The sequence below is a fragment of the Nocardia gamkensis NBRC 108242 genome (assembly GCF_001612985.1).
In the GTDB taxonomy this organism is placed as follows: Bacteria; Actinomycetota; Actinomycetes; order Mycobacteriales; family Mycobacteriaceae; genus Nocardia; species Nocardia gamkensis.
On the sequence record NZ_BDBM01000017.1, the window covers coordinates 104947 to 128376 of the forward strand.

General features: G+C 69.1%; 29 protein-coding genes. 13 read left to right on the forward strand and 16 right to left on the reverse strand.

Features of this window, described 5'->3' with window-relative positions; all coding sequences use genetic code 11:
- The first annotated feature begins 91 nt into the window (after window positions 1–91).
- Window positions 92–466: a hypothetical protein gene (locus tag NG1_RS16240; protein WP_062971659.1), complete on the forward strand. Its 375-nt coding sequence runs from the start codon at window positions 92–94 to the stop codon at window positions 464–466.
- Window positions 467–523: 57 nt separating this feature from the next.
- The gene (locus NG1_RS16245) at window positions 524–1252 is read left to right on the forward strand and encodes a VIT1/CCC1 transporter family protein (RefSeq protein WP_062971661.1); all 729 of its coding nucleotides are present in this window, start codon (window positions 524–526) and stop codon (window positions 1250–1252) included.
- Between the two features lie 83 nt (window positions 1253–1335).
- Here the strand turns inward: NG1_RS16245 and NG1_RS35705 are convergent, their stop codons facing one another.
- From NG1_RS35705 to NG1_RS16250, 3 genes are read right to left on the reverse strand one after another with little or no spacing between them, the layout of a single operon-like run.
- Window positions 1336–1509: a CsbD family protein gene (locus NG1_RS35705; RefSeq protein WP_084498963.1), complete on the reverse strand. Its 174-nt coding sequence runs from the start codon at window positions 1507–1509 to the stop codon at window positions 1336–1338.
- 9 nt (window positions 1510–1518) lie between these two features.
- Entirely contained in the window at window positions 1519–1674 is a 156-nt protein-coding gene (locus NG1_RS37475; RefSeq protein WP_085994835.1) for a DUF6131 family protein, read from the reverse strand.
- Between the two features lie 23 nt (window positions 1675–1697).
- A complete protein-coding gene (locus tag NG1_RS16250) occupies window positions 1698–2138 on the reverse strand; it encodes a hypothetical protein (protein ID WP_062971663.1) in 441 nt (146 codons plus the stop codon).
- A 113-nt stretch (window positions 2139–2251) separates the two neighbouring features.
- Between NG1_RS16250 and NG1_RS16255 the strand changes: the two genes are divergently transcribed.
- Window positions 2252–2446, forward strand: a complete 195-nt coding sequence (locus NG1_RS16255; RefSeq protein WP_062971665.1) for a heavy-metal-associated domain-containing protein — start codon at window positions 2252–2254, stop codon at window positions 2444–2446.
- A 719-nt stretch (window positions 2447–3165) separates the two neighbouring features.
- Entirely contained in the window at window positions 3166–3606 is a 441-nt protein-coding gene (locus NG1_RS16260) for a hypothetical protein (RefSeq protein WP_062971667.1), read from the forward strand.
- Window positions 3607–3649: 43 nt separating this feature from the next.
- On the opposite strand, the gene NG1_RS16265 is transcribed toward NG1_RS16260, so the two are convergent.
- Entirely contained in the window at window positions 3650–4654 is a 1005-nt protein-coding gene (locus tag NG1_RS16265) for a DUF418 domain-containing protein (RefSeq protein ID WP_062971669.1), read from the reverse strand.
- Here NG1_RS16265 and NG1_RS16270 point away from each other — a divergent pair.
- Both NG1_RS16270 and NG1_RS38845 read left to right on the forward strand, forming a co-directional pair.
- Window positions 4653–5081 carry a MarR family winged helix-turn-helix transcriptional regulator gene (locus NG1_RS16270; RefSeq protein WP_062971671.1) on the forward strand — a complete coding sequence of 143 codons (429 nt, stop codon included), beginning with the start codon at window positions 4653–4655 and terminating at the stop codon, window positions 5079–5081. The two genes, NG1_RS16265 and NG1_RS16270, sit on opposite strands and share 2 nt — an antisense overlap.
- Window positions 5072–5194: a hypothetical protein gene (locus NG1_RS38845; protein ID WP_281218229.1), complete on the forward strand. Its 123-nt coding sequence runs from the start codon at window positions 5072–5074 to the stop codon at window positions 5192–5194. The genes NG1_RS16270 and NG1_RS38845 overlap by 10 nt, the downstream gene beginning before the upstream one ends.
- A gap of 41 nt (window positions 5195–5235) precedes the next feature.
- On the opposite strand, the gene NG1_RS16275 is transcribed toward NG1_RS38845, so the two are convergent.
- Both NG1_RS16275 and NG1_RS16280 read right to left on the reverse strand, forming a co-directional pair.
- Entirely contained in the window at window positions 5236–6327 is a 1092-nt protein-coding gene (locus tag NG1_RS16275; protein ID WP_210750853.1) for a calcium:cation antiporter, read from the reverse strand.
- Between the two features lie 70 nt (window positions 6328–6397).
- Entirely contained in the window at window positions 6398–6793 is a 396-nt protein-coding gene (locus NG1_RS16280) for a nitroreductase/quinone reductase family protein (RefSeq protein ID WP_062971675.1), read from the reverse strand.
- Between the two features lie 539 nt (window positions 6794–7332).
- Here NG1_RS16280 and NG1_RS16285 point away from each other — a divergent pair.
- Both NG1_RS16285 and mmuM read left to right on the forward strand, forming a co-directional pair.
- A complete protein-coding gene (locus tag NG1_RS16285) occupies window positions 7333–7995 on the forward strand; it encodes a phosphate signaling complex PhoU family protein (RefSeq protein WP_245659924.1) in 663 nt (220 codons plus the stop codon).
- Between the two features lie 48 nt (window positions 7996–8043).
- Window positions 8044–8928, forward strand: coding sequence for a homocysteine S-methyltransferase (gene mmuM / locus NG1_RS16290; RefSeq protein WP_062971783.1), 885 nt, complete (start codon window positions 8044–8046; stop codon window positions 8926–8928).
- Window positions 8929–8961: 33 nt separating this feature from the next.
- Here the strand turns inward: mmuM and NG1_RS16295 are convergent, their stop codons facing one another.
- Both NG1_RS16295 and NG1_RS16300 read right to left on the reverse strand, forming a co-directional pair.
- Window positions 8962–9822: an RNA polymerase sigma factor gene (locus tag NG1_RS16295; protein WP_062971679.1), complete on the reverse strand. Its 861-nt coding sequence runs from the start codon at window positions 9820–9822 to the stop codon at window positions 8962–8964.
- 64 nt (window positions 9823–9886) lie between these two features.
- Window positions 9887–10759 carry a haloalkane dehalogenase gene (locus tag NG1_RS16300; protein ID WP_062971681.1) on the reverse strand — a complete coding sequence of 291 codons (873 nt, stop codon included), beginning with the start codon at window positions 10757–10759 and terminating at the stop codon, window positions 9887–9889.
- Window positions 10760–11441: 682 nt separating this feature from the next.
- On the opposite strand from NG1_RS16300, the gene NG1_RS16305 reads away from it, so the two are divergent.
- Complete coding sequence (locus NG1_RS16305; RefSeq protein ID WP_062971683.1) at window positions 11442–12164, forward strand: HNH endonuclease family protein; 723 nt, start codon at window positions 11442–11444, stop codon at window positions 12162–12164.
- A gap of 3 nt (window positions 12165–12167) precedes the next feature.
- On the opposite strand, the gene NG1_RS16310 is transcribed toward NG1_RS16305, so the two are convergent.
- Entirely contained in the window at window positions 12168–13187 is a 1020-nt protein-coding gene (locus NG1_RS16310) for a zinc-dependent alcohol dehydrogenase family protein (protein WP_063910356.1), read from the reverse strand.
- Window positions 13184–13627, reverse strand: a complete 444-nt coding sequence (locus tag NG1_RS16315) for a hypothetical protein (protein WP_062971685.1) — start codon at window positions 13625–13627, stop codon at window positions 13184–13186. Before NG1_RS16315 ends, NG1_RS16310 begins: the two co-directional genes overlap by 4 nt.
- Before the next feature lie 86 nt (window positions 13628–13713).
- Here NG1_RS16315 and NG1_RS16320 point away from each other — a divergent pair, with 86 nt between their 5' ends.
- Entirely contained in the window at window positions 13714–14505 is a 792-nt protein-coding gene (locus tag NG1_RS16320; protein WP_062971687.1) for a helix-turn-helix domain-containing protein, read from the forward strand.
- Between the two features lie 178 nt (window positions 14506–14683).
- Here NG1_RS16320 and NG1_RS16325 read toward each other — a convergent pair whose 3' ends face one another.
- From NG1_RS16325 to NG1_RS16340, 4 genes are all read right to left on the reverse strand, one after another.
- A complete protein-coding gene (locus tag NG1_RS16325; protein WP_062971689.1) occupies window positions 14684–15886 on the reverse strand; it encodes an FAD-dependent oxidoreductase in 1203 nt (400 codons plus the stop codon).
- Window positions 15887–16065: 179 nt separating this feature from the next.
- A complete protein-coding gene (locus NG1_RS16330) occupies window positions 16066–16710 on the reverse strand; it encodes a PadR family transcriptional regulator (protein ID WP_062971691.1) in 645 nt (214 codons plus the stop codon).
- 62 nt (window positions 16711–16772) lie between these two features.
- Window positions 16773–18806, reverse strand: coding sequence for a DHA2 family efflux MFS transporter permease subunit (locus NG1_RS16335; protein ID WP_062971693.1), 2034 nt, complete (start codon window positions 18804–18806; stop codon window positions 16773–16775).
- Window positions 18807–18861: 55 nt separating this feature from the next.
- Window positions 18862–19524: a TetR/AcrR family transcriptional regulator gene (locus NG1_RS16340; protein WP_062971696.1), complete on the reverse strand. Its 663-nt coding sequence runs from the start codon at window positions 19522–19524 to the stop codon at window positions 18862–18864.
- A gap of 303 nt (window positions 19525–19827) precedes the next feature.
- Between NG1_RS16340 and NG1_RS16345 the strand changes: the two genes are divergently transcribed.
- The 3 genes from NG1_RS16345 (at window position 19828) to NG1_RS16355 (ending at window position 21791) form a co-directional block, all read left to right on the forward strand.
- Window positions 19828–20703 (forward strand): oxidoreductase, encoded by an 876-nt coding sequence (locus NG1_RS16345; RefSeq protein ID WP_062971698.1) that lies wholly within the window; start codon window positions 19828–19830, stop codon window positions 20701–20703.
- 258 nt (window positions 20704–20961) lie between these two features.
- Window positions 20962–21429, forward strand: coding sequence for a hypothetical protein (locus tag NG1_RS16350; RefSeq protein WP_062971787.1), 468 nt, complete (start codon window positions 20962–20964; stop codon window positions 21427–21429).
- A gap of 62 nt (window positions 21430–21491) precedes the next feature.
- Window positions 21492–21791: a DUF3817 domain-containing protein gene (locus NG1_RS16355; RefSeq protein WP_245659928.1), complete on the forward strand. Its 300-nt coding sequence runs from the start codon at window positions 21492–21494 to the stop codon at window positions 21789–21791.
- A gap of 21 nt (window positions 21792–21812) precedes the next feature.
- Here NG1_RS16355 and rdgB read toward each other — a convergent pair whose 3' ends face one another.
- Both rdgB and rph read right to left on the reverse strand, forming a co-directional pair.
- Entirely contained in the window at window positions 21813–22424 is a 612-nt protein-coding gene (rdgB, locus tag NG1_RS16360) for an RdgB/HAM1 family non-canonical purine NTP pyrophosphatase (protein ID WP_062971702.1), read from the reverse strand.
- Window positions 22424–23194, reverse strand: coding sequence for a ribonuclease PH (rph, locus tag NG1_RS16365; RefSeq protein ID WP_062971789.1), 771 nt, complete (start codon window positions 23192–23194; stop codon window positions 22424–22426). Before rph ends, rdgB begins: the two co-directional genes overlap by 1 nt.
- Window positions 23195–23430 lie beyond the last annotated feature (236 nt).

Here is a 23430-nt window from a genome sequence, read left to right on the forward strand (position 1 = left end):
CAGCGGCCCGCAGGGTCGCGCCCGCTCGAATCGCCGCTGGGAAGGCGCGATTCGGCCGCTAGACTCTCCGATCGACTGGGAAGGGGGCCGCATGGACGCGGTTATCAAGGAGGTCGCCGAGGAGGGCAAGCGGCTGATCGACCGGGCCTGGCTCGGCGAACTCAGCCGCGACCAGGCGGTGCACATGTTCGTCCAGGTCGGCGACGGCATGGTGCGCTACGAGACGGCGCTGACCATCATCGACGACGGTGTGCAGCGGCTGAGCGCCAACGCCAGGCGGCTGCGGATCCTGCGCTGGTGCGCGGTGCTGGAGTTCCCGGTATTCGGCGCGTTCGCCGTACTCGCGGTGCTGGCGGGGGATTTCGCCACCGCGGGGCTTTCGGTCATGTTCCTGCTGATCCTCCAGGTCATCCACCGCACGATGCTTCCGCATCCGCTCGCGGTTCCCCGCCCGCCCCGCACGTAGCCGCGCCCGGGTCGTGATTCCCGCCCGCGCGTCGCGGGGTGATTAAGGTGCGTCTTCATGGACCGCACGACCGGCGCCCCCGGCGCACATCCGCACGAACCGCATGGCAACGGCTTCGCATCCAAGCTCAACTGGCTGCGCGCGGGGGTGCTCGGCGCGAACGACGGCATCGTGTCCACGGCGGGACTCGTCGTCGGCGTCGCGGCGGCGACCACCGACACCCAGGCCCTGTTCACCGCGGGCGTCGCGGGTCTTTCGGCGGGGGCGATCTCGATGGCGGTGGGCGAATACGTCTCGGTCAGCACCCAGCGCGATTCGGAGCGGGCTCTGCTGGCGAAAGAACGCAGGGAATTGCGCGACGAACCGGACTACGAGCTGGCCGAACTCACCGGGATCTACCGGGCCAAGGGCCTGACGCCCGAAACGGCGCGCAAGGTCGCCGAAGAACTCACCGCGCACGACGCGTTCACCGCGCACGCGGAGGCCGAACTGGGGTTGAATCCCGCCGAACTGACCAATCCGTGGCAGGCGGCGTTCTCCTCGGCGGTGGCCTTCACGCTCGGCGCGCTGCTGCCGTTGCTGGCCATCTTGCTGCCGCCGGTTACCGCCCGCATCCCGGTGACGTTCGGAGCCGTGCTCGCCGCGCTCGCGCTCACCGGGTCGGTCAGCGCCCGGCTGGGTGGTAGCTCCCGTGGCCGGGCGGTGATCCGGGTGGTGCTCGGCGGCGCGCTGGCCATGGCCGTCACCTACGGCATCGGCCAGCTCACCGACGTCGCCGGCATCTGACTCGAACGCGGGGCACTGCTCGGAACACGCCGATGCCGGGCGAAGGCCGATGGCCTTCGCCCGGCACGGCGGGCGGTGCGCGGTCAGCGCTTGAAAGCGTCCCGCAGTTTGTCCGCGGCGCGCTTGACGTTGCCGCGGCCCTGCTCACGCCGTCCCTCGGCCTCCAGCCGGGGGTTGCCGGTCGCTCGGCCGAGGAATTTCTTCACGCTGCCCCTGGTCGCTTGCACTCGGTGCGCGAGGCGATCTTCGAACTTCATGAGCAATCCCTAGTAATACCAGCGGCGGCCACCCACCGGACGGCCCACCGAGCCGGCCACCAGCAGCACGAGCCCGATGATCAGCACGATGATGCCCGCGGTGGTGAGCAGCGAAATTCCGAGCAGCCAGCCCAGGACCAAGAGGATGAGGCCGAGAATGATCATTGTCGTATTCCTTTTCTTCTCAATTACTTCGCGGTCACAGGTTTCGAAGTCGAGACCGTCGCGCCGCGATCGGTCCGGGCAGTACCCGAACGGGGGGTGTGCAGCCACCGCCGCCAGGCCGGCTCCTGCTGAGGAGCCCGCGCCGCCGGTGCGGAAGTGTCCGCCGTCAGATCACGCCGCACCGCCGCCATCTCGCGGCGAGACTTCGCGAGTTCACGACGCGCGACCACGCCGCGACGGGTCACCCGCCAGGCGCCGGTCAGCACGAGGGCCAGTCCGAACATCCCGATCGCACCGAGGGTCACTCCGTAACCGAACAGTGCTCCGGTGGAACCGTGGAAGTGATAGTCGAATACCGCGAAATCGCTCGTCAGTTGCTGAGCGGAGCCGGTGTTGCCCACTACGGCGGCAACGCCGACGATCACGGCCGCGATCAAGGCGATGAGCCCGATAATGATGATCATGGCAATCCCTGTTGCGTCGAGTCGTTTGACAACTCCGCTATTCCCGGGCCCCCGGCAGTCAAACGCGACAAAAAGGAAAGTTTGAGCGGATCGAATCGGTCAATGCGATTTGCATGACGTACACAGTTACCCTGCACAACGTTACGCGCGAGTCCGCGTCGGCGATCGAATCGGCGCTGCGCGGCGTCAACGGCATCGACTCCGTCGACATCGACGTGTCGTCGGAGCGCGCGCTCGTGAACTCCACGACGATGACCTACGGCGAGGTTCTCGACGCGATCCGGCAGACCGGAGCCTCCGCCTCCTGATCGACGTTCGCCCGCCGCGCGGCTGCCCGGTACCTCCGACCTGCGCGAAGCCCTGGTAGGCAACCCGCGGGGCCGTCGCCGCGGGCCGCACATCCTCCGGTTGCCTCACCGGCACCGAGCGGGTGACGGACGTGGTCGGACGTCGAGTTTCCACCGGATCGGTGGACGACGCCCCAGCGCATGCGTGCGCGGGCCGTGCCTCGCGTCGCCGCGCCCGAAAGGCCGTCGGCACCGAGCGAGCCTCGAGGAACCGGCACGGAAAGGCCCTCGCGGACAGACGATTCGACGGTGCCGCTGCCGGTGGAGCGATCACGCCCGCGTCACCGCGAGATGATCACCGGCGCGACCATCTCGAAACCTCCGGTCCGCCAAGGGCATCGAACCTCGGCGCCCTCGTCTACGGCGCACGCACCCGCTCTGCAACACGCGGGTCTGCCTGTCAACCGCGCCGCTTTCGAACCCGTCCGCCATAGGGCGTTCGCGGCAAATGCGTGAGAGATCTTCCGGCGCTGCGGTTCCGGTATCGCCCACGGGCGGTCCGTGCGACACCGAGGAGATGGGGCGAGCGACGATGATCGCCCCACCTGCTACCGCTCTCGGGCGCCGAACCCTTCGCGGTCACTCACCCTTCGGGGCGACCACAACGGCATGCGCAGGCGGAGCACGCACGAGTATGATCTACGCCACATACCCTGTCAACCACAGGAGACAACGCTGCCATGGGGGAGGATTTACACCCGTTCACGCGGGCGCTCAACACACTCATCGACGGAATGCACCCGCCCACCGGGAACGACGGGCGGCCGCACCAGATCACCCACCGCGCGCTGGCCGCGGACATCCACCGCGCCACCGGCGCGCGCCTGTCCGCCAACTACCTCTGGAAGCTGCGCACCGGGCAGGCGGTGAACCCCTCCTACGAGACGCTGGAGGTGTTCCGTGGTTACTTCGGGCTCGCCAGCCTGGACCCGTTCACCGAACCCCGGTTGGCGGCGACGCGCGGCAACGAACTGGCATTGATCAACGCGCTCAAGGGAAACGCCGCGCACGAGGCGCTGGAACCGGTGCTGCGCGACGGGCTGCGCCAGGGTACGGTCCGCGCCGAGTCGGTGCTGGCGATGCTGAATGTCCTGCGGCGCATCGAGAACGAGCAACGCTGAACGATCCGGATGGCGCCGAGCCCCCCATCGGCGGTGGCCGAGTTCAATACGGGCGGCTCGGCATGCGCACCCGCCGGATCGGCGCCACCGTCCACCAGGTGACGCACCGCCACACCCATTCCAGCGGACCGTATTCGAACAACCGTAACCACACCGCACTGAACACCGCCTGCACCAGGATGATCGCGACCGCCAACCCCAGCACCGGCGCGTAGTCGCCGGAGCCGTACAGACCCAGACGCGGTGCGGCGAGCAGGATCAGCGCGGTGGCGCCCACGTAATTGGTCAACGCCATGCGGCCCAGCGGCCGCAGCACCTCCGCCAGGACCTGACCGGGCTCGACGCGCAGCAACAGCAGCAATCCGGTGACGTAGGCCAGCGCACCCAGCAGGCCCGCCACGGCCGTGGCCGGCGTGGACCACAGCTCCAGATACGGTGTGTGGTACTCCCACATTCCCGCCACTATCGCGGCGGGCAGGGCGAGGGCGAACACGGCGCCGATCTGCCAGACCCGCTCGTCCAGGGTGTCCACGATTCCGGCGCGCGCGGTGGCCAGGCCCAGCAGGAACAACCCGGGCGCCAGGGCCAGCCCGCCGCCCAGGGCCAGCGCCACGCCCAACGTGCCCACGAGCCCGGCCACCAGCACCACCCAGTTCGGCAGCGCCGAGGCGGGCAGCAGGATCACCAGCCCGGCCAGCGCGTACGGAAGCAGCGCCTCACCCGGCTGGAACAGCTGATGGACCGCGCCGATCACCCCGAGCGCCAGCAAGCGGCGGATCAGGACCGACCGGGGGCGCTGGCCGCGCTCCGCGGCATTGTCCAGCAGTAACGCGAAGCCGATTCCGAACAGGAACGAGAAGATCGGGAAGAACCGCCCCTCGAACACCACCGACAGCACGTGCCGGATCGGTATCAGCACGCCCGATTCATCCGTGGCCGCCATGTCGGCGATCCGCCAGATATCCACCACCAGGATGCCGCACAGCGCGAAGCCACGAACCGCGTCCAGTTCCTGGATGCGCGGATCGGCCCCGCGTCCGTAATGCATGGATCTCACGGTATCCAGCGGCGGCCCCGGAGCCGGGATCTCGCACCGAGATGTCGCCCAGCTGGAGCCGCTCGGCCTGACCCACCCGCAGTATCTGGTGATGCTCGCGCTGTGGGGTGCGGCGCCGATGTCGGTCAAAGCGATCGCCGAAGCCGTCCAGCTCGACTCTCCCACGCTGTCCCCGCTGCTCGAGCGCCTGGAAGCGGCCGGGCTGATCAGTCGCGAACGAGACAGCCGGGACGAGCGGAACCTGGTGGTGAACCTGACGTCGGACGGAGCCGCGCTGCGCGCTAAGGCCGAGCAGATCCCGCCCGCCGTCGTACAGCGCCTCGGCGTGACCATGGCCGACCTCGAGCAGCTGCGCGACGCCCTCACCCGGGTGAACGAGGCGGCCCGCCGGTCTACACCGTCGCCTTCATGCCGATGAACCGCGCGCACCGGCTCGCGAAGCACGGATTGCCCGCCGATCTGAAGAACCCGCGACAAGCCCAGCGGGAAGCGCGGGAACGCGCCAGATACTCCGCGCAGCACCCCCACTGACCGCTGCGGCCCCCGAGTGCGCAGGCCGCGAGAAACCGACGCTAGGGGCTGGCTGCCAGGCCGACGAAAGCCGCGAACACCGCCAGGTGGACGCCCCCTTGGAGGAGTGTCGCGCGTCCGGGGACGATCGTCAGGCCGCCGACGACGACGGTCAGGGCCAGCAGCACCATCTGGGTCGCGCCGAGGCCGAGCACCAAGGGGCCGTCCAGCCAGATGCTCGCCACCGCGATCGCCGGGATGGTCAGGCCGATGCTCGCCATGGCCGAACCCAGGGCCAGATTGAGACCGATCTGCACCTGGTCGCGGCGCGCGGCCCGGATCGCGGCGAGCGTCTCGGGCAGCAGCACCAGCAACGCGATCACCACGCCGACCGCCGACTGCGGCAGTCCCGCCGACTCCACCGCCGACTCGACGGCGGGCGAGACCACCTTCGCCAGCCCCACCACGCAGATGAGGGCGACCAGCAGCAGAGCCAGGGCGGTGAGGGCGGTACGCACGCTGGGCAAATCGATGTGCTCGTCGCCGTCGGCGACGGTGCCGCCCACCTCGACCGGCAGGAAGTCGCCCGGATGACGCACCGTCTGCACGAGCACGAACAAGCCGTACAACGCGAGCGAGGCCACCGCGGCGAAAGCCAGCTGCGCGGGTGAGAACTCCGGACCCGGCTTGCTCGTGGTGAAGGTCGGCAGCACGAGACTGAGCGTGGCCAGCGTCGCCACGGTGGCCAGCGCCGCACCGGTGCCTTCCGCGTTGAACACCGCCACCCGCCGCCGCAACGCGCCCACCAGCAGGCAGAGACCGAAGATCCCGTTGCAGGTGATCATCACCGCGGCGAAGACCGTGTCGCGGGCCAGAGTCGCGGTCTTGTCACCGCCTTGGCCCATCAGGGTGAGGATGAGCGCGACTTCGATCACGGTCACCGCGACGGCCAGCACCAGCGAGCCGAACGGTTCACCGACGCGGCGCGCGACAACCTCTGCGTGGTGCACCGCCGCGAGCACCGCCCCGATCAACGCCACCACCACGATCGTCACCGCGACACCGGGCAGACCGCGGCCCCAGGTGGCCGCGAGGGCGAGGACGGCCAGCAGCGGTACCACTACGGTCCAGCGGGCGAGCAATACACGGATCATGCCCACCATCGTCCCAGCAAACTATTCGCATCCCGATCGGGCGATCGGTAGCCGCGCCCCGGGCGCGGGCTCAGTCGTCCAGATCGATGCGCACGGTGAGCAGATCGGTGCCGACGAGCCGCACGGCCGCGCTGTTGGCGCGCGGCAGGGCGGCCAAGCGGGCACGCGGGTCGTCCTCGGGCAGCAGATGCGCGGTGCCGGTGTGCCAGCGCCCGTGCAACCGCAGCCGAACCCGGTTGTCGGCCTTGATGTTCCGGACATACTGCGAACGCTCGCCGAACTCGGACACCAGCCAGAACTCCCGCCCGACCCGCCGCCCGCCGATCGGAGTGGTCCGCGGCTGCCCGCTGACCCGGCCCGTGGTCTCCAGGAGGGTCTGCCCGGGCAGCGTGCTGAGCAGCGGATTGCCCACGCGGCGCTGGAACGCTGTCACCACCCGATGCTGGATGTCGCGCAAGTTCGGCATGCCGCGACGGTAGCACCGGTCACACCCGTCGGCAGGCCGCGCCGTGTCCGCGTTTCGGGCGTCGAACAGGGCACGAGCCCGCATGCGGTGCGCTATGGCACTGTCAGGCATCGGGGCGCAAACGGCCGCGCCTCGCATCGCACAGTGCTGATCGGTCGTGCCGCCGCACCGGACCGCGTGGAGCGTGCGGTGGGCAATCGACCGAGGATTCTTGTGTACCAATACCTTTGTGTGATGCGAGCCACAAATCAGCCGTCTCGCAATATCTCTCCCCGAATCCGCTGAGTTCCCATCGACCAGCAGCGGGTTCGCCGGGCGATCGGCCCCTGGTTCCCGGATCTCGCGCGCCGGTTTCGCCGCGGCGCGATGCAGCTCCAAAAAGATGCTGGAACTGCGGCTTTCAGCCGAGCTCACGGCTTCATGAGCGGGCGGTCGCCGGCGTCCCCCTCCGCGAGGCCGGCCGGCCGTGGCGATGCCGTTACCGAAGAACATCCGGCAAGGAATCGACCCCGCGCCCCTCCATGGGTGAGAATTTGGCGGTGCGCACCCAGTTCACTGCCGAGCTCATCGCGTTGACGAATGATCTGACGCTGATGTGCACGCTCGCCCACGACGCCGTCGAGCGTGTCACCGACGCGCTCGTCGACGCCGATCTCACCGCGACCTACGAGGTCTTCGCGCTCGACGAGCAGTTGCAGAAGATGTACGGCGCGTGCGAGGCGCGCACCGTGGTGCTGCTGGCATTACAGGCGCCGGTGGCCCGCGACCTGCGGCACGTGGTGACGGCGATCCAGATCGCCGGTGAACTGTCCCGCATCGGCCGGCTCGCCAGCCGCGTCGCCGACAAGGTGTACCAGAGTCATCCCGGACACGCGGCGGAGCAACCGATCCTGGACATCCTCGCCGCGATGGGCAAGCTGGCGGCCGAGCGCACGGCGCTGGCCGGGCAAGCGGTCGCGGGCCGCCACCCCCTGCCGGAGGAGGAGACGCCCGCCGGTCGCCCGATGGAAACGCTGCACCAGCAGCTGCATTCCGCGCTGCGCGAACCAGCGACCCAGCCGTCCACCGAGGTAGCGATCGATATCGCCCTGCTGGGGCATCACCTGGAACGCTGCGTCGACCACACGGCTCGCATCGAGCGGCTCATCCGCTTCCTCGACACCGGCGTGCCACCGACCGCCCAGCCCAGCGACGACGAATAAGCGGCGTCCTACAGTGGAACCGTGCTGTTCGACCCCGCGGCGGGGGCACTGATCTCGGACGGTGGATTGGCCACCGAGCTGGAGGCGCGCGGCCACGACCTGTCCGGCGCGTTGTGGTCGGCGCGCCTGCTCGTGGACGAACCCGCCGCGATCGAGGCGGTGCACGCCGCCTATTTCCGCGCGGGTGCCGACATCGCGACCACCGCGACCTATCAGGCTTCCCTCGATGGTTTCGCCGCGCGCGGGCTGACCAGGACCGAATCGGTGCGGCTGTGGCAGCCCGGCGTGGCGCTGGCCCGCGCGGCGCGCGATGCCCGCGCAGGCGATGGGCGGCGCCGGTGGGTCGCCGCCTCGGTCGGCCCGTACGGCGCCGCGCGCGCCGACGGATCGGAATATCGTGGCCGCTACGGCCGCACCGTGGCCGAACTGCGAGCATGGCATCGGCCGCGTATGGAGGTGCTCGCCGAGGCGGGCGCGGACCTGCTGGCCGTGGAGACCGTTCCCGATATCGATGAGGCCGAGGCACTGGTGGACTTGGTGGACGAGCTCGGGGTGCCCGCATGGCTCAGCTACACCATCGACGGCGACCGCACCCGTGCCGGTCAACCGCTCGCCGACGCCTTCGCGGTGGCCGCGGACTCGGCCTCGATCGTCGCGATCGGCGTGAACTGTTGCGCGCCCGCCGATGTCCCGGTCGCGGTGGAACTCGCCGCCCGCACCGGCAAACCCGTGGTCGCCTACCCCAACAGCGGCGAAGGCTGGGATGCGGCGCGCCGGCGCTGGACCGGTCCCCCACAGTTCACGCCGGGACAAGCCCGCGACTGGTACGCGCGGGGCGCGCGGATCATCGGCGGATGCTGCCGTGTCGGCCCCGCCCACATCGCCCATCTCGCAAGGGAGTTACGGTTGTCCGGCCCCGTAACGCCCGGCTGAGCGATTCGGCCGCGACGCGAGCCGCCGTTCGGGTCATGTCTGTTCGAGCATGGGGAAACGACCGGAACCGAGCAGCCCCGCGATCGCGTCCATCTTCGCTTGCGGCGCGGCGTAGTCCGGATGAGCACGCAGCACCGACGCCGCGTCGTGCAACCGGATCATCTGCCGTTCGGCCTCGGCCGCGGTACGACCGCCCGCGCTGACCGGATGGCGCGCGTACACCGGGCGGCGCGGGTCGACCCGTCCCGAGGCGAGCGCTCGGTCCACCCGGCGCGAGCAGCGGCAGAACGCCGCGGGATCGACCAGGCCGCAGGTCGCGTTCAGGAAGTTCCCGAGCCGCTTCTTGGCTCGCTGCAACCGCTTTCGATAGGCGGCCGGGGTGACCTCGAGGATCCAGGCGGCCTCGGGGGAACTCAGCTCGAACACCTCACCGAGCACGAAGGCGATCCGTTCGTCGCGGGCCAGGCATTGCAACATGCCCTGGCTACAGGTGAGCCGCACCTCGGCGGTCAGCAGCACCGCTTCCGGCCCGCGGTGATCCGCCTCCGACAATCCGTCGGCCAGCCCGTCCCGGAAAGAGTCCAAGCTCAGTTGCGCGGCCTCCTGCGGGGATTGCCGCCGCAGATTCAGCAGGTGATTGACGCCGATGCGATAGGCCCAGGTGAGCAGTTTCGCCTCGGCGCGCCAGCTGTGCAGATGGTCGAGGACGCGCACCATGATCTCCTGCGTCGCGTCCTCGGCCTCCGCGGGCCGCCAGACCATGCGCAGGGCCAGCCGATACAGCGGGTCCTGTAGCAGGCGCACCACCTGGGCGATGGCCTCCCGGTCGCCCGCGACCGCGCGGGCGACCATGGCCTTCTCCTCCGCCGCGACCCGGTCGTGCTCGGTGCTCATCCGGCCATCATTCGGCTTGCGTCGCGGTCGGCGCAAGCACGCCCCGGTTACACCGGGCACGAGGTCACGAGCGAGCGGCCGCACCGACCAGGGCGTGCCGGTCGAGCCACTGCGCGACCGCCCGGCCGATCTCGTCCGGCCGATCCTCCGGCGCGTGGTGGCCCGCCGGGCCGATCGGCGCGACCTCGGCGCTCGCGAAGGTGCTCGCGGCCCAGTCGATCGCCTCCGCCGCACCCAATCCGACGCCGTTCTCCAGCGCCATCAGCAATTTCGGCACCTCGGGTGTGGCGGCCGCCCACTCGCCGTAGTTCCGCACCAGCGCCACCACGTCGGCGGGCTCGCCGTCCAGCGGGAACTCACGCGGCCACACCAGCAGCGGCTTGCGTGTGGCCGGGGTGGGGTACGGCGCCCGGTACACGTCGTGATCCTCGGCGGCCAGGTCGGCGACGCCCTTCGGCAGGTTGAACTCGATGAAGGTGTTCTCCTCCAGAATCATCCGCTCGCCCTCCGGGGAGCGGAACTTGCGGAACAACTCGGCGCCCAGCGCAGGCAGTTCGTCCCAGCGCATCGGCCGCAAGAAGGTCTCGATCAGCGCGATGCCGCGCACCCGGCCCGGATGCCGCGCGGCCCAGTCCATGCCCAGCGCTCCGCCCCAGTCGTGCCCGACCAGCACCACCCGGTCCAGGCCGAGCGTGTCGAACCAGGCGTCCAGGTAGGCGGCATGGTCGGTGAAGCGGTAGCCGCTGTCCGGCTTGCCGGATTCCCCCATCCCGATCAGATCCGGCGCCAGCGCCCTGGTTCGATCGGCGACGTGCGGGATCACGTTGCGCCACAGGTAGGACGAGGTCGGATTGCCGTGCAGGAACACCACCGGGGTGTCCCCCACTCCGGTGTCGCGGTAGTTGATGAAGGAGTCGAGAACGTCGACGGTCGGCATGATGTGGTCCTTTCAGGTCGGGCTTGCTTGCCCACACCCGTTTCGACACACGATTCGCGTGCCTGTGACGCGAAGTGATCATCGTCACACACGGAGCCAGCCGGACGGCGACCCCCGCACCGCACTGTCATCTCATGTACACATCCGTACCCATGCAGTAGATACATGGCCGAAACTGAAGATCGGCTGAGAAATTTTCCGATCCCTCAGAACGAACTTGCCAATCACCACGCGTCCTATCTACTGTCTTGATACGTAGGACCAAGTGAGATCGAGATGGAGCGGATGCGTGCTGGCGCCCTACCCGGTAGGGACTTTCCCTGGTCACCCCCGATCCCGATCACCCCTGATCGTCACGAGTGAGTCCGGAGCAGGCGCGGCTCGACACCTCGGGACCTCCCCCTCATCAGCCCCGTGGTGTCGTACCAGTGCGGTTTTCGGAGTGGACAACCATCCGCACAACCGCGCGGCTCCTCAGGCCTCCTCGTGATAGACCGCCCCCGAATCGGCGCCGGCACGGCGATTCGGGGGCGGGCCCACTCCTGTCCGATCGCTCTGGCGCATCGCCCGTTAACGGCCGGCTGTGCCGAATCTCATACGTGCCGTTGGGTTGCGCGAACCCTGCCACTGGATACCTTGTCGCCGGTTACAGTTTCAAGTGGGTTCGGCGTTAGGAAGTTCGATGAAGTCCACAACGCGGCGGCTGGCTCTGATCGGCATCATGGTGGCGACTTCCATCGGACTGATCTCCTGCTCCTCGGTTCACCCCAGCCAGTCGACGGCGGCGGGATGCGGTTCCGGCGGCCGGGCGTGCGCCGATGCCGCCGCCCCGATTCCCGGCCGCGACGCTCTCGCCCTGCTCAACTCCCTGCGCGTGGCGGAACGCGCGCCCAAAACCGGCTACAGCCGGGACGAATTCGGGCCGCCCTGGTCCGACAACGTCTCGGTGCCCGGCGGCGGCAACGGCTGCGACACCCGTAACGACATCCTCCAGCGCGATATGACCGACGTGACCTTCAAGTCGGGCAAGTGCATCGTCGCCACCGGGACGCTCGCCGACCCGTACACCGGCAAGACCATCGCCTTCAAGCGTGGCACGAAGTCCTCCGACGACGTGCAGATCGATCACGTCGTCGCGCTGTCGGACGCCTGGCAGAAAGGCGCACAGCAGCTTTCCGCCGAACGCCGCCGCGACCTGGCCAACGACCCGCTGAACCTGCAAGCCGTCGACGGCCCGACCAACCAGTCCAAGAGCGACTCCGACGCGGCCGAGTGGCTGCCGCCGAGCAAGGGCTACCACTGCGCCTACCTGACCAGGCAGATCCAGGTCAAGGCGGCCTACCAGCTCTGGGTCACCCCGGCCGAGAAGGACGCCATGGCGCGGATCCTGACCGCCTGCCCCTGAGTCCTAGGGAATCTCGATAACCACCTTCCCGAACGGATCACCGGTGCGGAGATACCGGTAGGCCGCCTCGGCGTCCTCGAACGCGAACACCCGGTCGATGACGGGACGCATCCGATGGACGGCGATCGCTCGGTTCATCGCCTCGAAATCCGTTCGGCTGCCCACCGCGATGCGGCGGATCGACAGATACGACGCGCCGAATGGATTGCCCGCGGGCGGGTCGGTGGCGGGCATCGCGCCGATCATCGTGATCCGCCCGTTGTACGCGCCCGACCGCACGGATTTCGCCAGTGTCGGCATGCCCACCGCGTCGAGGACGTGGTCGACGCCGTCACCGCCGGTGCGGTCCAGCACGGCGCTTTCCCAATCCGGGGTCCGGCTGCGATCGATCACCTCGTCGGCTCCGAGCGCGCGTAACCGCTCGGCTTTGCGATCACTCGAGGTGATCGAGATGATCCTGGCGCCGTGCATTTTCGCGTGCTGTACGCCGAAAAGCGCCACCGATCCGCTGCCGACGGTCAATACGGTCTCGCCCGGCCGCACCGGCGACGGCGTGCTCAGCGCGGCCCACGCCACCACCCCGGCGCAGGTCAGCGTCGCGGCTTCCGGGTCGGTGAGGTGACCTGGCACGTGCACCACCGAATCCTCCTCCAGCACGGCATAAGTGGCGAGCATGCCGGGATGGGTGGCGCCGTACTGCTCGACGACGTGCGACCGACGCTGCGGACCGTCGACCCAGCGGACGAAGTAGGTGGCGGTCACCCGGTCGCCCACCGCGGCGCGGGTCACGTCGTCACCCACGGCGATCACCTCGCCGACACCGTCGCTGAGCGGGACGACGCCGGGGGTGGCAGGCAGTGGGTACGTACCGTCCACCAGCATCAGATCGCGACGATTCAGCGACGCCGCCCGCACCCGGATCACCACCTGCCGTGGGCCGGGCACTGGCATCTCCTGCGGTGCGGCGGTCAGCGCGCCCGCGCCGCGCGCGGGGTCGAGATGGTAGGCGACGGCTTGCCTCATGCGACGCCGATGTACTGGTGATCCCACCGGATCCGGCCGTCGTCGTCGAGCGCGATGACGTCGTATCCGCCGCCCACGACAGCGCCGTCGGCCTTCGTCACCATGTGCCAGGTCAGGCCGATCAGGTTCACCGAGAGGCGCACCGCCTGCCCCTCGGCCACGAACACGTGCTCACCGGGAGCGACGAACTCGTCGTACGCCCGGTCGACGCGGCGGTCCAGCGCTTCATAACCACGGATCTCCACGGTCGGGATCGGGAAGGACAGCGCGGCCAACGCTTCCCGCATACCCTGCGGCGGATCCACCAGGACCTGGGCGCCGTCCTCGGACCACAGTTGCCTGATCCGCTTGCGCCTGGCTTCGGCGTCGGGCTCGTTCCACAACGCGATGTACCGTTCGGCGAATCGCGAGAGTTCCTGCTCATCGAATTTGTTGCTCATGCGGCAGAGTTTTGCCGCCGTTCGAAGTCTGTGCGATTCCCCGCAGGGTATGGCGAGCCCGCTGCCCGCCCGCCGATACTGCTGCTATGACAACGGCGATCGAGTCCACCGGCTTCGCCCGGCAGCTCAAGCATTGGCGGACGCTGCGCCGGGTCAGCCAGCTCGACCTCGCGATCCGCGCCGACACCACGCAGCGTCACCTGAGCTTCCTGGAGCAGGGCCGCTCGCGCCCCGGCCGCACCATGGTGGTGCGGCTGGCCGAATCACTGGAGCTGTCGCTGCGTGAACGCAACGGACTGCTGCTGGCCGCGGGATACGCGCCGATCTTCCCCGAATCGGAACTCGACACCGTGGAACTGGCGCCGGTGCTGGAGGCGTTACGCGCCATTCTGGACGGCCATCTGCCCTACCCGGCGCTGGTCGTGCGGCCCTACGGCATCCTGCTCGCCGCCAACGCCGCCTTCGACGTGCTCACCGAGGGCGCCGCACCGTGGCTGCTGGAACCACCGGTCAACGTGCTGCGGCTCGCGCTGCATCCGGACGGCTTGGCCGCCCGCGTGGTCAACCTGCCCGAATGGGGAAGGCACGTCACCGAAGCGCTGCGCAACCGGATGGCCCGCAGCCCCGATCCCGTCCTGGACGAGCTGATCGACGAGCTGGAGACCTATCTGCCGTCCACGGAGCCGGGACCGGGGCATCTGGGTTTCGCGGTGCCATTGCGCCTGCGCTGCGCCGAAGGGGAATTGCGTTTGATCACCACGCTCACCTCGTTCGCCACCGCGGTGGACGTCACGCTCGCCGAACTGCAACTGGAGGCGTTTCTGCCCGGCGACGAGCAGACCACGCGAATTCTGCGCGAACGCGCGGCACGACGCTGATCGGGGCTATCGCGCCCGCCACGACCAGCCGATGCTGGACCGGCTCGACATGCGGGCTGGGCGGCGACCAGGAACCGTGTCGATCCGGCGGTCTGCCAGGTTCCGATTGCCGCCGCCGAATCGCCGCGCACCCGAGGATCGGTCCCGCAGGTCGGCCCTGCGGGACTTCACCCTCGACTCACACCGCCGCGAGTTCGCGCTCGGCCGGTGCCTCCCAATCGATCCGGTAGCGCTGCTCGGGTCCCATGGTCTTCTCCGGTTTCATCACGGTCTTGGCCATCAGCGGCATGAGCAGCTGCATGAACTTGCGTCCCACCGGCCCCGGCGTCTTGCTGTGGTTGATCTTCGCCGCCCGGGCCGCGACGCCTTCCACGCGCTCGCGCCGCAGCCGCTCGTAGACCGCGAACGCCTCCGGAGCGGGCAGATCGCGCAGGCACCTGGCCAGCTGCACACCGCTCTCGATCGCCAGCGACGCGCCCTGGCCGGAACTGTTGGACGGGGCGTGCACGGCATCGCCGACCAGCACGATGCGTCCGCGATGCCAATGCGGCACCGGCGGCATGATGTGCAGCGCGCCCACCACCTCCAGCTGGTCCTCGGTGGTGCGGCGAGCGAGTTCGCCGCCGGGGCTGTCGTCGCGGTAGGTCTCGCGCAGGATCTTCAACCAGTGCGCGTTCGGTACCGCCCGCGCCGCGGTGAGCGACAGGTACTCCTTGTGCGGCAGATTCGCACCCCAGGCCACCCGCCCGTCGCCGAGCGGCCAGTACAGGTAGTACGCCCGCTTGCCGAACGCGAAGGTCATGGTGTCGGCCGGGATCTCGGCGTCGCACTCGGTGGTCGCGCCGAAGCCGAGCATGCCGGTGTAGCCGGGACCGGGGGCGTTCGGGTCGATCAGCGTGCGCACCCGCGAGCGGATGCCGTCCGCGCCGATCAGCACGTCGGCGGTGGCGGTGCTGCCGTCGGCGAACCGGGCGGTGATGCCGGATTCGTCCTCGTGCACGTCGACCAGGCGCTTGTCGTACTCGAACGGCACCCCCGCCGCGGTCGCGTGCCGGTGCAGCGCTCGATGCAACTCGCTGCGGTCGACCACTTGCAGCGGCGGCACATCGGAGAGGCCCGGCAGTGTCAGCACCTTGTCTCCGACTGCCATGTTCATCTTCGTGACCGGCAGCGCGATCTCGCGGACCGGATCGCCCGCTCCGATGATGTCGAGGGCGGCGATGCCGTTGGGCGCCAGCGCGAGTCCGCTGCCGATGCCGTAGGAAGGGCCGGGGTAGGCCTCGTAGACGCAGGCTTCGATGCCCGCCTTGCGCAGGGCCGTCGCGACGACGGGGCCGGCGATGCCGCCACCGATCACCAGGGCGGTACGTGTTGTGGACATGGGTGTCTCCAGGATTCGTGCGATACGGGTTTCGGTTCCCGCACCGACCCACGCGCCACCCACCCGGTTATCCTGTGGTTGCCAGCCTTGTAGCCGGGTGCGCGTTCGCGGGCGCGGTTCGAGACTGTTCGATCGGGCCCGGCGGCGGTGTTGCCGCACCACGCCGGGTCCGGTTTCGGCTAGTTCTCGGTCATCCCCCTCTCCACCAGCTCGGTGATCTCCGACGGCAGCGCGCCGCGCTCGTGCCACTCACGCCATTGCGCCAGTCCCGGGAAGGTGCCCTCGGTCAGCTCGTCACGCAGCGAACGTGTCCACGCCGCCTCGGCTTCCAGCATCGCCAGCCCGAACTCGGACTCGATGACGAACAGCCGCGGCAGCGCGCCCGCGAGTTCGCCGAGTTCGCGGCGAACCGTCCCGATGGTCTGCTCCAGCGCTTCGAGACGGGTACCGAGCAGTTCGACCACCTCGGCGGGCGGAAGCACCGCGAGAATGGACAGACCCGCGACGAACCGGTGATGTTCCGGTTCCGGAGTCGACAGCAGCTCCCTGGTCCAATCGGCCATCTCGGCGCGGCCCGCGTCGGTGATCCGGTAGATCACCCGCTCCGGTCGCGCGCCCGCCCGCTCGCTGCCGACCACCTCGAGGAAGCCGACCTTGGCCATGTTCTGCACGACCGTGTAGAGCGAACCCCACTTGATCGCCATGTCGTGGTCTTTGCCCCGGTCGCGCAGGGTCTGCGCGATCTCGTACCGGTGCATCGGGCGTTCGATGATCACGGATAGCACCGCGAGCGCCAGCAGGTTGTCGACCTTGCGTTTCTTCATCGCGGCACCTCCTCATTACTCGTGTACGAATATACGTCTACGAGTAATAAGCCGCAAGCGATTCAGGCGGGCACCGTCTGCTGCTCCCGCGCCTGCTCTTCGAGCAACTTCGTGGCGATGTTCGTCAACGCCTGGTCCAGCAGCGCGCGATCGGCCGGATCGGCTTCGTTCCAGTCGTCGAGCCTGCCGTCGAGCCAGCGCCGCCAGGCCGCCTTGATCCGGTCCAGCTCGGCGGTGCCGGAGTCGGTGAGCCGCAACCGTTGCCCCTCCCGCATCAGGTACCCCTCCGCGCCTACCTGGTCGTAGATCGGCTCGATCACCTCCTCTGGCAGTCGGTGCTCGCGCGCTATCTCGGCCAGCGTGGCGTGGCCCCGCAGCCGGTCGCGCAGATACACCTGCCCGAGTGCCCAAGCCTCTCCGCGAGTGAGGTCGCTGTCCGCGTCGGCGAGGATGCGCGGGCCGATCGGATCCCCCTCCCGAGCCCTGCGCATGGTGCCCGCGATGGCCCTTTCCAGTTGCACCAGGCGATCGGGTGAGTCGGGTACCGAGAACCCCTCGCCGACATCGCTCGCGCCCGCCCGCGCGCTGTCCCGCAGCGGCACCTCGGGCAAAAACCACGCGATCACGAATCCGGCCAGCGCGACCGGCACGACCCAGAAGAACACGTGGTCGATGGAGTCCGCGTACGCGTCGATGATGGGCGCCGACTGTTCGGCGGGCAGCGCGCGCAGCGATTGCGGGTCCGCCGCCACAGCCGGTGTCACCACACCCACGCGGACCAGCGCGGCGGCGAGGTCGGGGCCGATCTCGTTGCTGTAGAGGGTGCCGAAGATCGCCGTGCCGAAGGCGCTGCCCAGCGTGCGGAAGAAGGTGACGCCGGAGGTCGCCGTGCCCAGCTGCGCGTAGGGCACGGTGTTCTGCACGACGATGGTGAGCACCTGCATGGCCAGTCCGATGCCGAGGCCGAGGATCAGCATGTACAGCGACTCCAGCCACGTGCCGGTGGTCCGGCCCATCGTGGACATCAGGTACAGGCCGAGCGCCATGACCAGCGTGCCCACGATCGGGAAGTACCGATAGCGCCCGGTCTTGCCGACCACCTGCCCGGACAGGATCGAGGTGGTGAACAGGCCTGCCACCAGCGGCAGGGTGCGCACGCCCGACATGGTGGCCGAGACCCCGTCCACGTATTGCAGATACGCGGGTAGATAGGTCATCGAGCCGAGCATCGCGAAACCGACGATGAAACTGAGGATCGAGCACACCGTGAACACCCGGCTGCGGAACAACTCCATCGGAAGCATCGGTTCCGTGGCTCGCAACTCCACCGCCACGAATGTGACGAGTAGGAACACCGCCCCGGCGAAGAGGCCGATGATCGTCGGCGATCCCCACGCGTATTGCTGCCCGCCCCATTCCAGGCCGAGGATCAGGCAGGAGACGCCCAGCGCCACCAGGCCGATTCCGGCGTAGTCGATGATCGGCCTGGCCGCGGCCCGCACCCGCGGGATCGTCCGCGCCGCCAGCACGATCATCACCACGGCGACCGGCACGTTCACGTAGAAGCACCAGCGCCAGCTGGCGTGGTCGGTGAACAGGCCGCCCAGCGTCGGACCGATCACCGTGGTCACGCCGAACACCGCTCCCAGCGCACCCTGGTATTTGCCACGCTGCCGCAGCGGGATGATGTCGGCGATCAGCGCCATCGAGGTGACCATCAGTCCACCCGCGCCGAAGCCCTGGATGCCGCGGGCGAGCACCAGCAGCAGCATGCCGTTCGCCAGGCCCGCCACCATCGAGCCCACGATGAAGATCACGGCACTGACCTGGAACACCAGTTTGCGGCCGAACAGATCGCCGAGTTTGCCCGCCAGCGCCGTCGCCACCGCCTCGGCGAGCAGGTACGAGGTGACCACCCACGCCATGTGCCCCGCCCCGCCGAGGTCGGCGACGATGGTGGGCAGCGCGGTGGACACGATGGTCTGGTCCAGCGCCGCCATCAGCATGCCGAGCACGATGGTGCCGAACACGATGTTGGTCTTGGCCCTGCCCATCGGGGCACCGGGGTCCGCGGCGACAGCAACCGAACCGGCCATCAGCTCAGTATGGGACTTCGCCGCTTGGATGGATATCCAGCGACACGACAGCGAATCAGCCGGGCAGGTCCTCGGACGCCGTCTCGTCCGCCCGCTCGATCAGCGACATCGCGATCGGGACCAGCAGATCCACGAGCTCGGCCACCGTCGGACGCGGGTCGGCGAGCACCCACTCGTGCGCCAGCCCGTTGATCGCGCCGATCAAGGCGCTCGCACCCCACCCCGGCGCGCCACGCACCCGCGAACCCGGAGCGACCACCGGCACCACGTGCGACTCCAGCATGGACGCCCACTCGTGTCGTCGTTCGCGACGGTGCCGCTCCATCCGGTCGCTCACCCCGACCACTTCGATGAACGCGACCTTCGCGCGGTAGGGATCGGAGCCGATCGAGGCCAGGTAGGCCGTCACGACGGCGGTCATCGCGGCGGGCAGGTCGAAGCGGGGGTCGAGATCACCCAGCCGCCCCAGCACGGCGGCGGCGGCCTCGTCCTGGATCCGGTCATAGGCGGCGACCAGCACGTCCTCTCTGGCCTGGAACTCCTCGTAGAACTGTCGCTTGGACAACCCCGCGGCGGCGCACACGTCGGCCAGCGAACAATCGGCGTAGCCGCGCTCGGCGAAGATCCGGGTGGCCGCGTCGAGGAACCGCCGACGCCGCTCGGCTTTCCGCTCCACGACGGCACGCCCGCCGTATTGCCTGCCCACTGTCGCCGTCACATCTCTCACCGTAGCGAAATCGCGGCGACCGCGAACCATGCCTTACCACCGGAGCCGGAGGTATCCGTTCTTGTGATCCGCGCCATCACACCGCGCGCGTTGCTGTGGCTGAAGGACCGGTTCGCGGGTGCGCCGGTGGGCGCCATCCTCGCGGCCGCCTTCCAGCAACCCATCGGCAGTGGCCGCTGAAAAAATCTGGTGAGAGCTCGTGTCGCGGGCATGTTCCGCGACACGAGCATCCGCGTCTGAGACGATCGATTCGAAACCCTTCCCCCGGAACTTACTCCAAAGTAAGGTTGACGCATGGCGTGGAAACCAACTGAGATCCCGGACCAGACGGGGCGCACCTTTGTCATCACCGGCGCGAACGGCGGTCTCGGCGCCGTCGCCACGAAGGTCTTGGCGGCCAAGGGCGCGACCGTGATCATGGCCTGCCGCAACGCGGTCAAGGCGAAAGAGGTCGCCGGCGGCATCGACGGCGACGTCCGCGTGGCCGAACTCGACCTCGCCGATCTGGCCTCGGTGCGCAAGTTCGCCGACGCCGGTGGTGAGTTCGATGTCCTGGTCAACAACGCGGGCCTGATGAACATCCCGTTCTCGCGGACCAAGGACGGGTTCGAAACCCAGTGGGGCGTCAACCACCTCGGACACTTCGCGCTCACCGGCCTGCTGCTGGACCGGATCAAGGACCGGGTGGTCACCCTCTCCAGCATCGCGCACAAGCAGACCCCGAAGCTGTGGATCGACGACCTCGACTACGAGAACCGTCGCTACCAGCGCAATCTCGCCTATGCGCAATCCAAGCTGTGCAATCTGATGTTCGCCCGCGAATTGCAGCGCAGGCTGCGGGAATCCGGCTCGGACAAGCGCTCCTACGGTGTGCACCCCGGTGTCTCGGCCACCGACCTCTTCGCCCACACCGAGACGCCGCTCGATTACGTCTCGAAGCCGTTCATTCGTCTGATCGGCCACTCGCCCGCCAAGGCCGCGCACTCGACTCTGTTCGCCGCGACCATGCCCGACGCCGATCCCGAGATCTACTGGGGGCCGACCCGGCTCTTCGGAAGCCAGGGACCGGTGCGGCCCTCCTCGTCCACCCGTTTGTCGCAGAACCGGGAGCTGTGGCAGCGGCTGTGGGCCGAGTCCGAACGCAAGACCGGCGTCATCTACCCGTTCTGAGCCGGGCACAGTCCGAGGATCGGTGCCCCGCGAGGATGGCGGCTCATCGCCAGGGGGGCACCGGCGGACCGCTCGCTCGCAACGGCTCATCCGTGGCGAGCGGTCCTTGCCTGCCCAAGAGCCGACCGGCTCGGGTCGAGCCGGCCCCGCACCCGGCCGACAGCCGCCCCAGCGTTGGACCGGAGTACAGTCCCAGCCTGCGCAGAACGGCGTACCTGGCTCTACGGCCCGCGTAGTAGAACGGGTACCGTGGAAGCCGTGTCCGCCTCCCCCCGCCGCTCGGCACACAACCGCCCGGCCCTCATCGCGCTGGTGATCGTCGCCGCGCTGGGCTGCCTGGCGCTGGCCTGGTGGCAGTGGGAGCGGTACGAATCCGCGAGCGGCACCGCCCAGAACCTCGGATACGCGCTGCAATGGCCCCTGTTCGCGGGGTTCGCCGTCTTCGCGTACTTCCGGTTCGTCCGGCTCGAGCGCGAGGCCGGCGCCCAGGAGAACGAGTCCACCGCGGCGGGGCCGCGCGCTTCCACCGCAGCCGGGCGCGCCACGAAACCGGTCGCGCCCACGGAGCTGCCGGCCGGTCTGCTACCCGAGCGCCCGAAGGCCGTCCAGGACGAGGATCCCGTGCTCGCCGAGTACAACCGGTACCTGGCCGCGCTGCACGCCCACGACATCGATGACCAGGTCCGCGCGGCAGGCCTGCATACCAGCGAGAGGAGCGCCGGTTGACCACCAGCGAGAATTCCACCGAGACCACCGCCGTCCCGGCCCCGGCAGGCAACGCCGCCAAGATCCGCCCGGCGCTGCTGCGCTACCGGGCGCTGGCCTGGATCACCGGTCTCTGGCTGCTGCTGCTCACCGGCGAGATGATCGCCAAATACGGCTTCGACGTGCACACCCCCAGTTGGATCGCCGTCGTGCACGGTTGGGTGTACTTCGTCTACCTGCTGGTCACCGCCGACCTCGCGGTCAAGGTCCGCTGGCCGGCCCTGCGCACCGTCGGCACCCTGCTCGCAGGCACCATCCCGCTGCTGTCGTTCTTCGTCGAGCACGTCAACGCCAAGCAGGTCAAGCAGGACTTCGGCGTCTGAACCGACCGATCGCCGCTCGCGTCAGCCTTCGGCGAGCGCCGCCAGGGCGGGCGTCAACCGAGCAAGCGCCCGCCCGCGATGCGACACCGCGTCCTTCTGGGCGGGCGTCAACTGAGCGGCCGTGACATCGCCGCCCGCCGGGATGAACAGCGGGTCATAGCCGAAACCGCCGTCGCCGACCGGCTTGCGCCCGATCGAGCCGGGCCATTCGCCGCGCACCACGGTCTCCGCGCCGCCGGGCACCACCAGCGCGCAGGTCGACACGAACCGGCCGCCGCGACGCTCGTCCGGCACGTCCGACAGTTGCGCCAGCAACAGCGTGTTGTTGGCCGCGTCGTCACCGTGCCTGCCGGACCAGCGCGCCGACAGCACACCGGGCATCCCGTTCAACGCGTCCACCTCGATGCCGGAATCGTCGGCGACACAGGCCAACCCGGTGGCAGCGGCGCCGTCGCGGGCCTTGGCCAGCGCGTTCTCCTCGAATGTCGCGCCGGTCTCGGGCGCCTCGTCGTACGGGGGAACGTCGTCCAATCCGAGGATCTCGATCCCGGCGATACCCGCCTCGTCGAGGATGCGGCGCAGTTCGTTCAGTTTCTTGGCGTTGCGGCTGGCCACCAGCAGACGGCGGGTCATCACTTCTTCTTCGCCTCGGCGGGCTCCGGCAGCACGCCGGGATACGGCAGCGCCAGCGCCTCCTTCTGCACGACGAACAACTGCTCGCAGCCCGCCAGCGCGGCGTCCAGCAGCTTGTCCAGCGTCGAGCGTGGGAAAGTGGCGCCCTCGCCGGTGCCTTGGATCTCCACCAGAGTTCCGGTGTCGGTGGCCACGACGTTCATGTCCACCTCGGCGCGCGAATCCTCCTCGTACGGCAGATCCAGACGCACCCGGCCGTCGACCACGCCGACGCTCACCGCCGCGATCGCGCACGAGATCGGCTGCGGGTCGGCCAGCGCGCCCGCCGCGCCGAGATAGGTCACGGCATCCGACAGCGCCACATAGGCGCCGGTGATGGCGGCCGTCCTGGTACCGCCGTCGGCCTGGAGCACATCGCAGTCGATCGCGATGGTGTTCTCGCCGATCGCGGCAAGGTCGATGCAGGCGCGCAGCGACCGGCCGATCAAGCGGCTGATCTCCTGGGTGCGTCCGCCGATGCGGCCCTTCACCGATTCCCGCCCACTGCGGGTGTGCGTCGCGGCGGGCAGCATCGCGTATTCGGCGGTGAGCCAGCCCGATCCGGAGTCGCGTCGCCACGGCGGCACCCCCTCGGTGACGCTCGCGGTGCACATCACCCGCGTCTGCCCGAACTCCACCAGCACCGAACCAGCTGGGTGCGTGGTGAAACCACGGGTGATCCGGACCTCGCGGAGCTCATCGTCCGCCCTGCCATCGGCTCGTCTCGACACGGCCACAGCCTACTGTGTTGGATTTGCCGCGACTTCGTCGCGGCGTGTTCGCGGCCCCTTTGTGGCTCGCGTTTGCGCGACCGCCGCTTGCTCCTTCGTCGCGTACGCGACGGTCGCGCAAACGCGAGCCGGGCCGCGAACGGAACATGCTCTGTCTCGCTTCGCTCGAAACCGGGAGTGGAGGTGCGCTGGGCGCGTGGGGGCGCGAGCTCTGGATATCGTGCACGCGGCCCGCA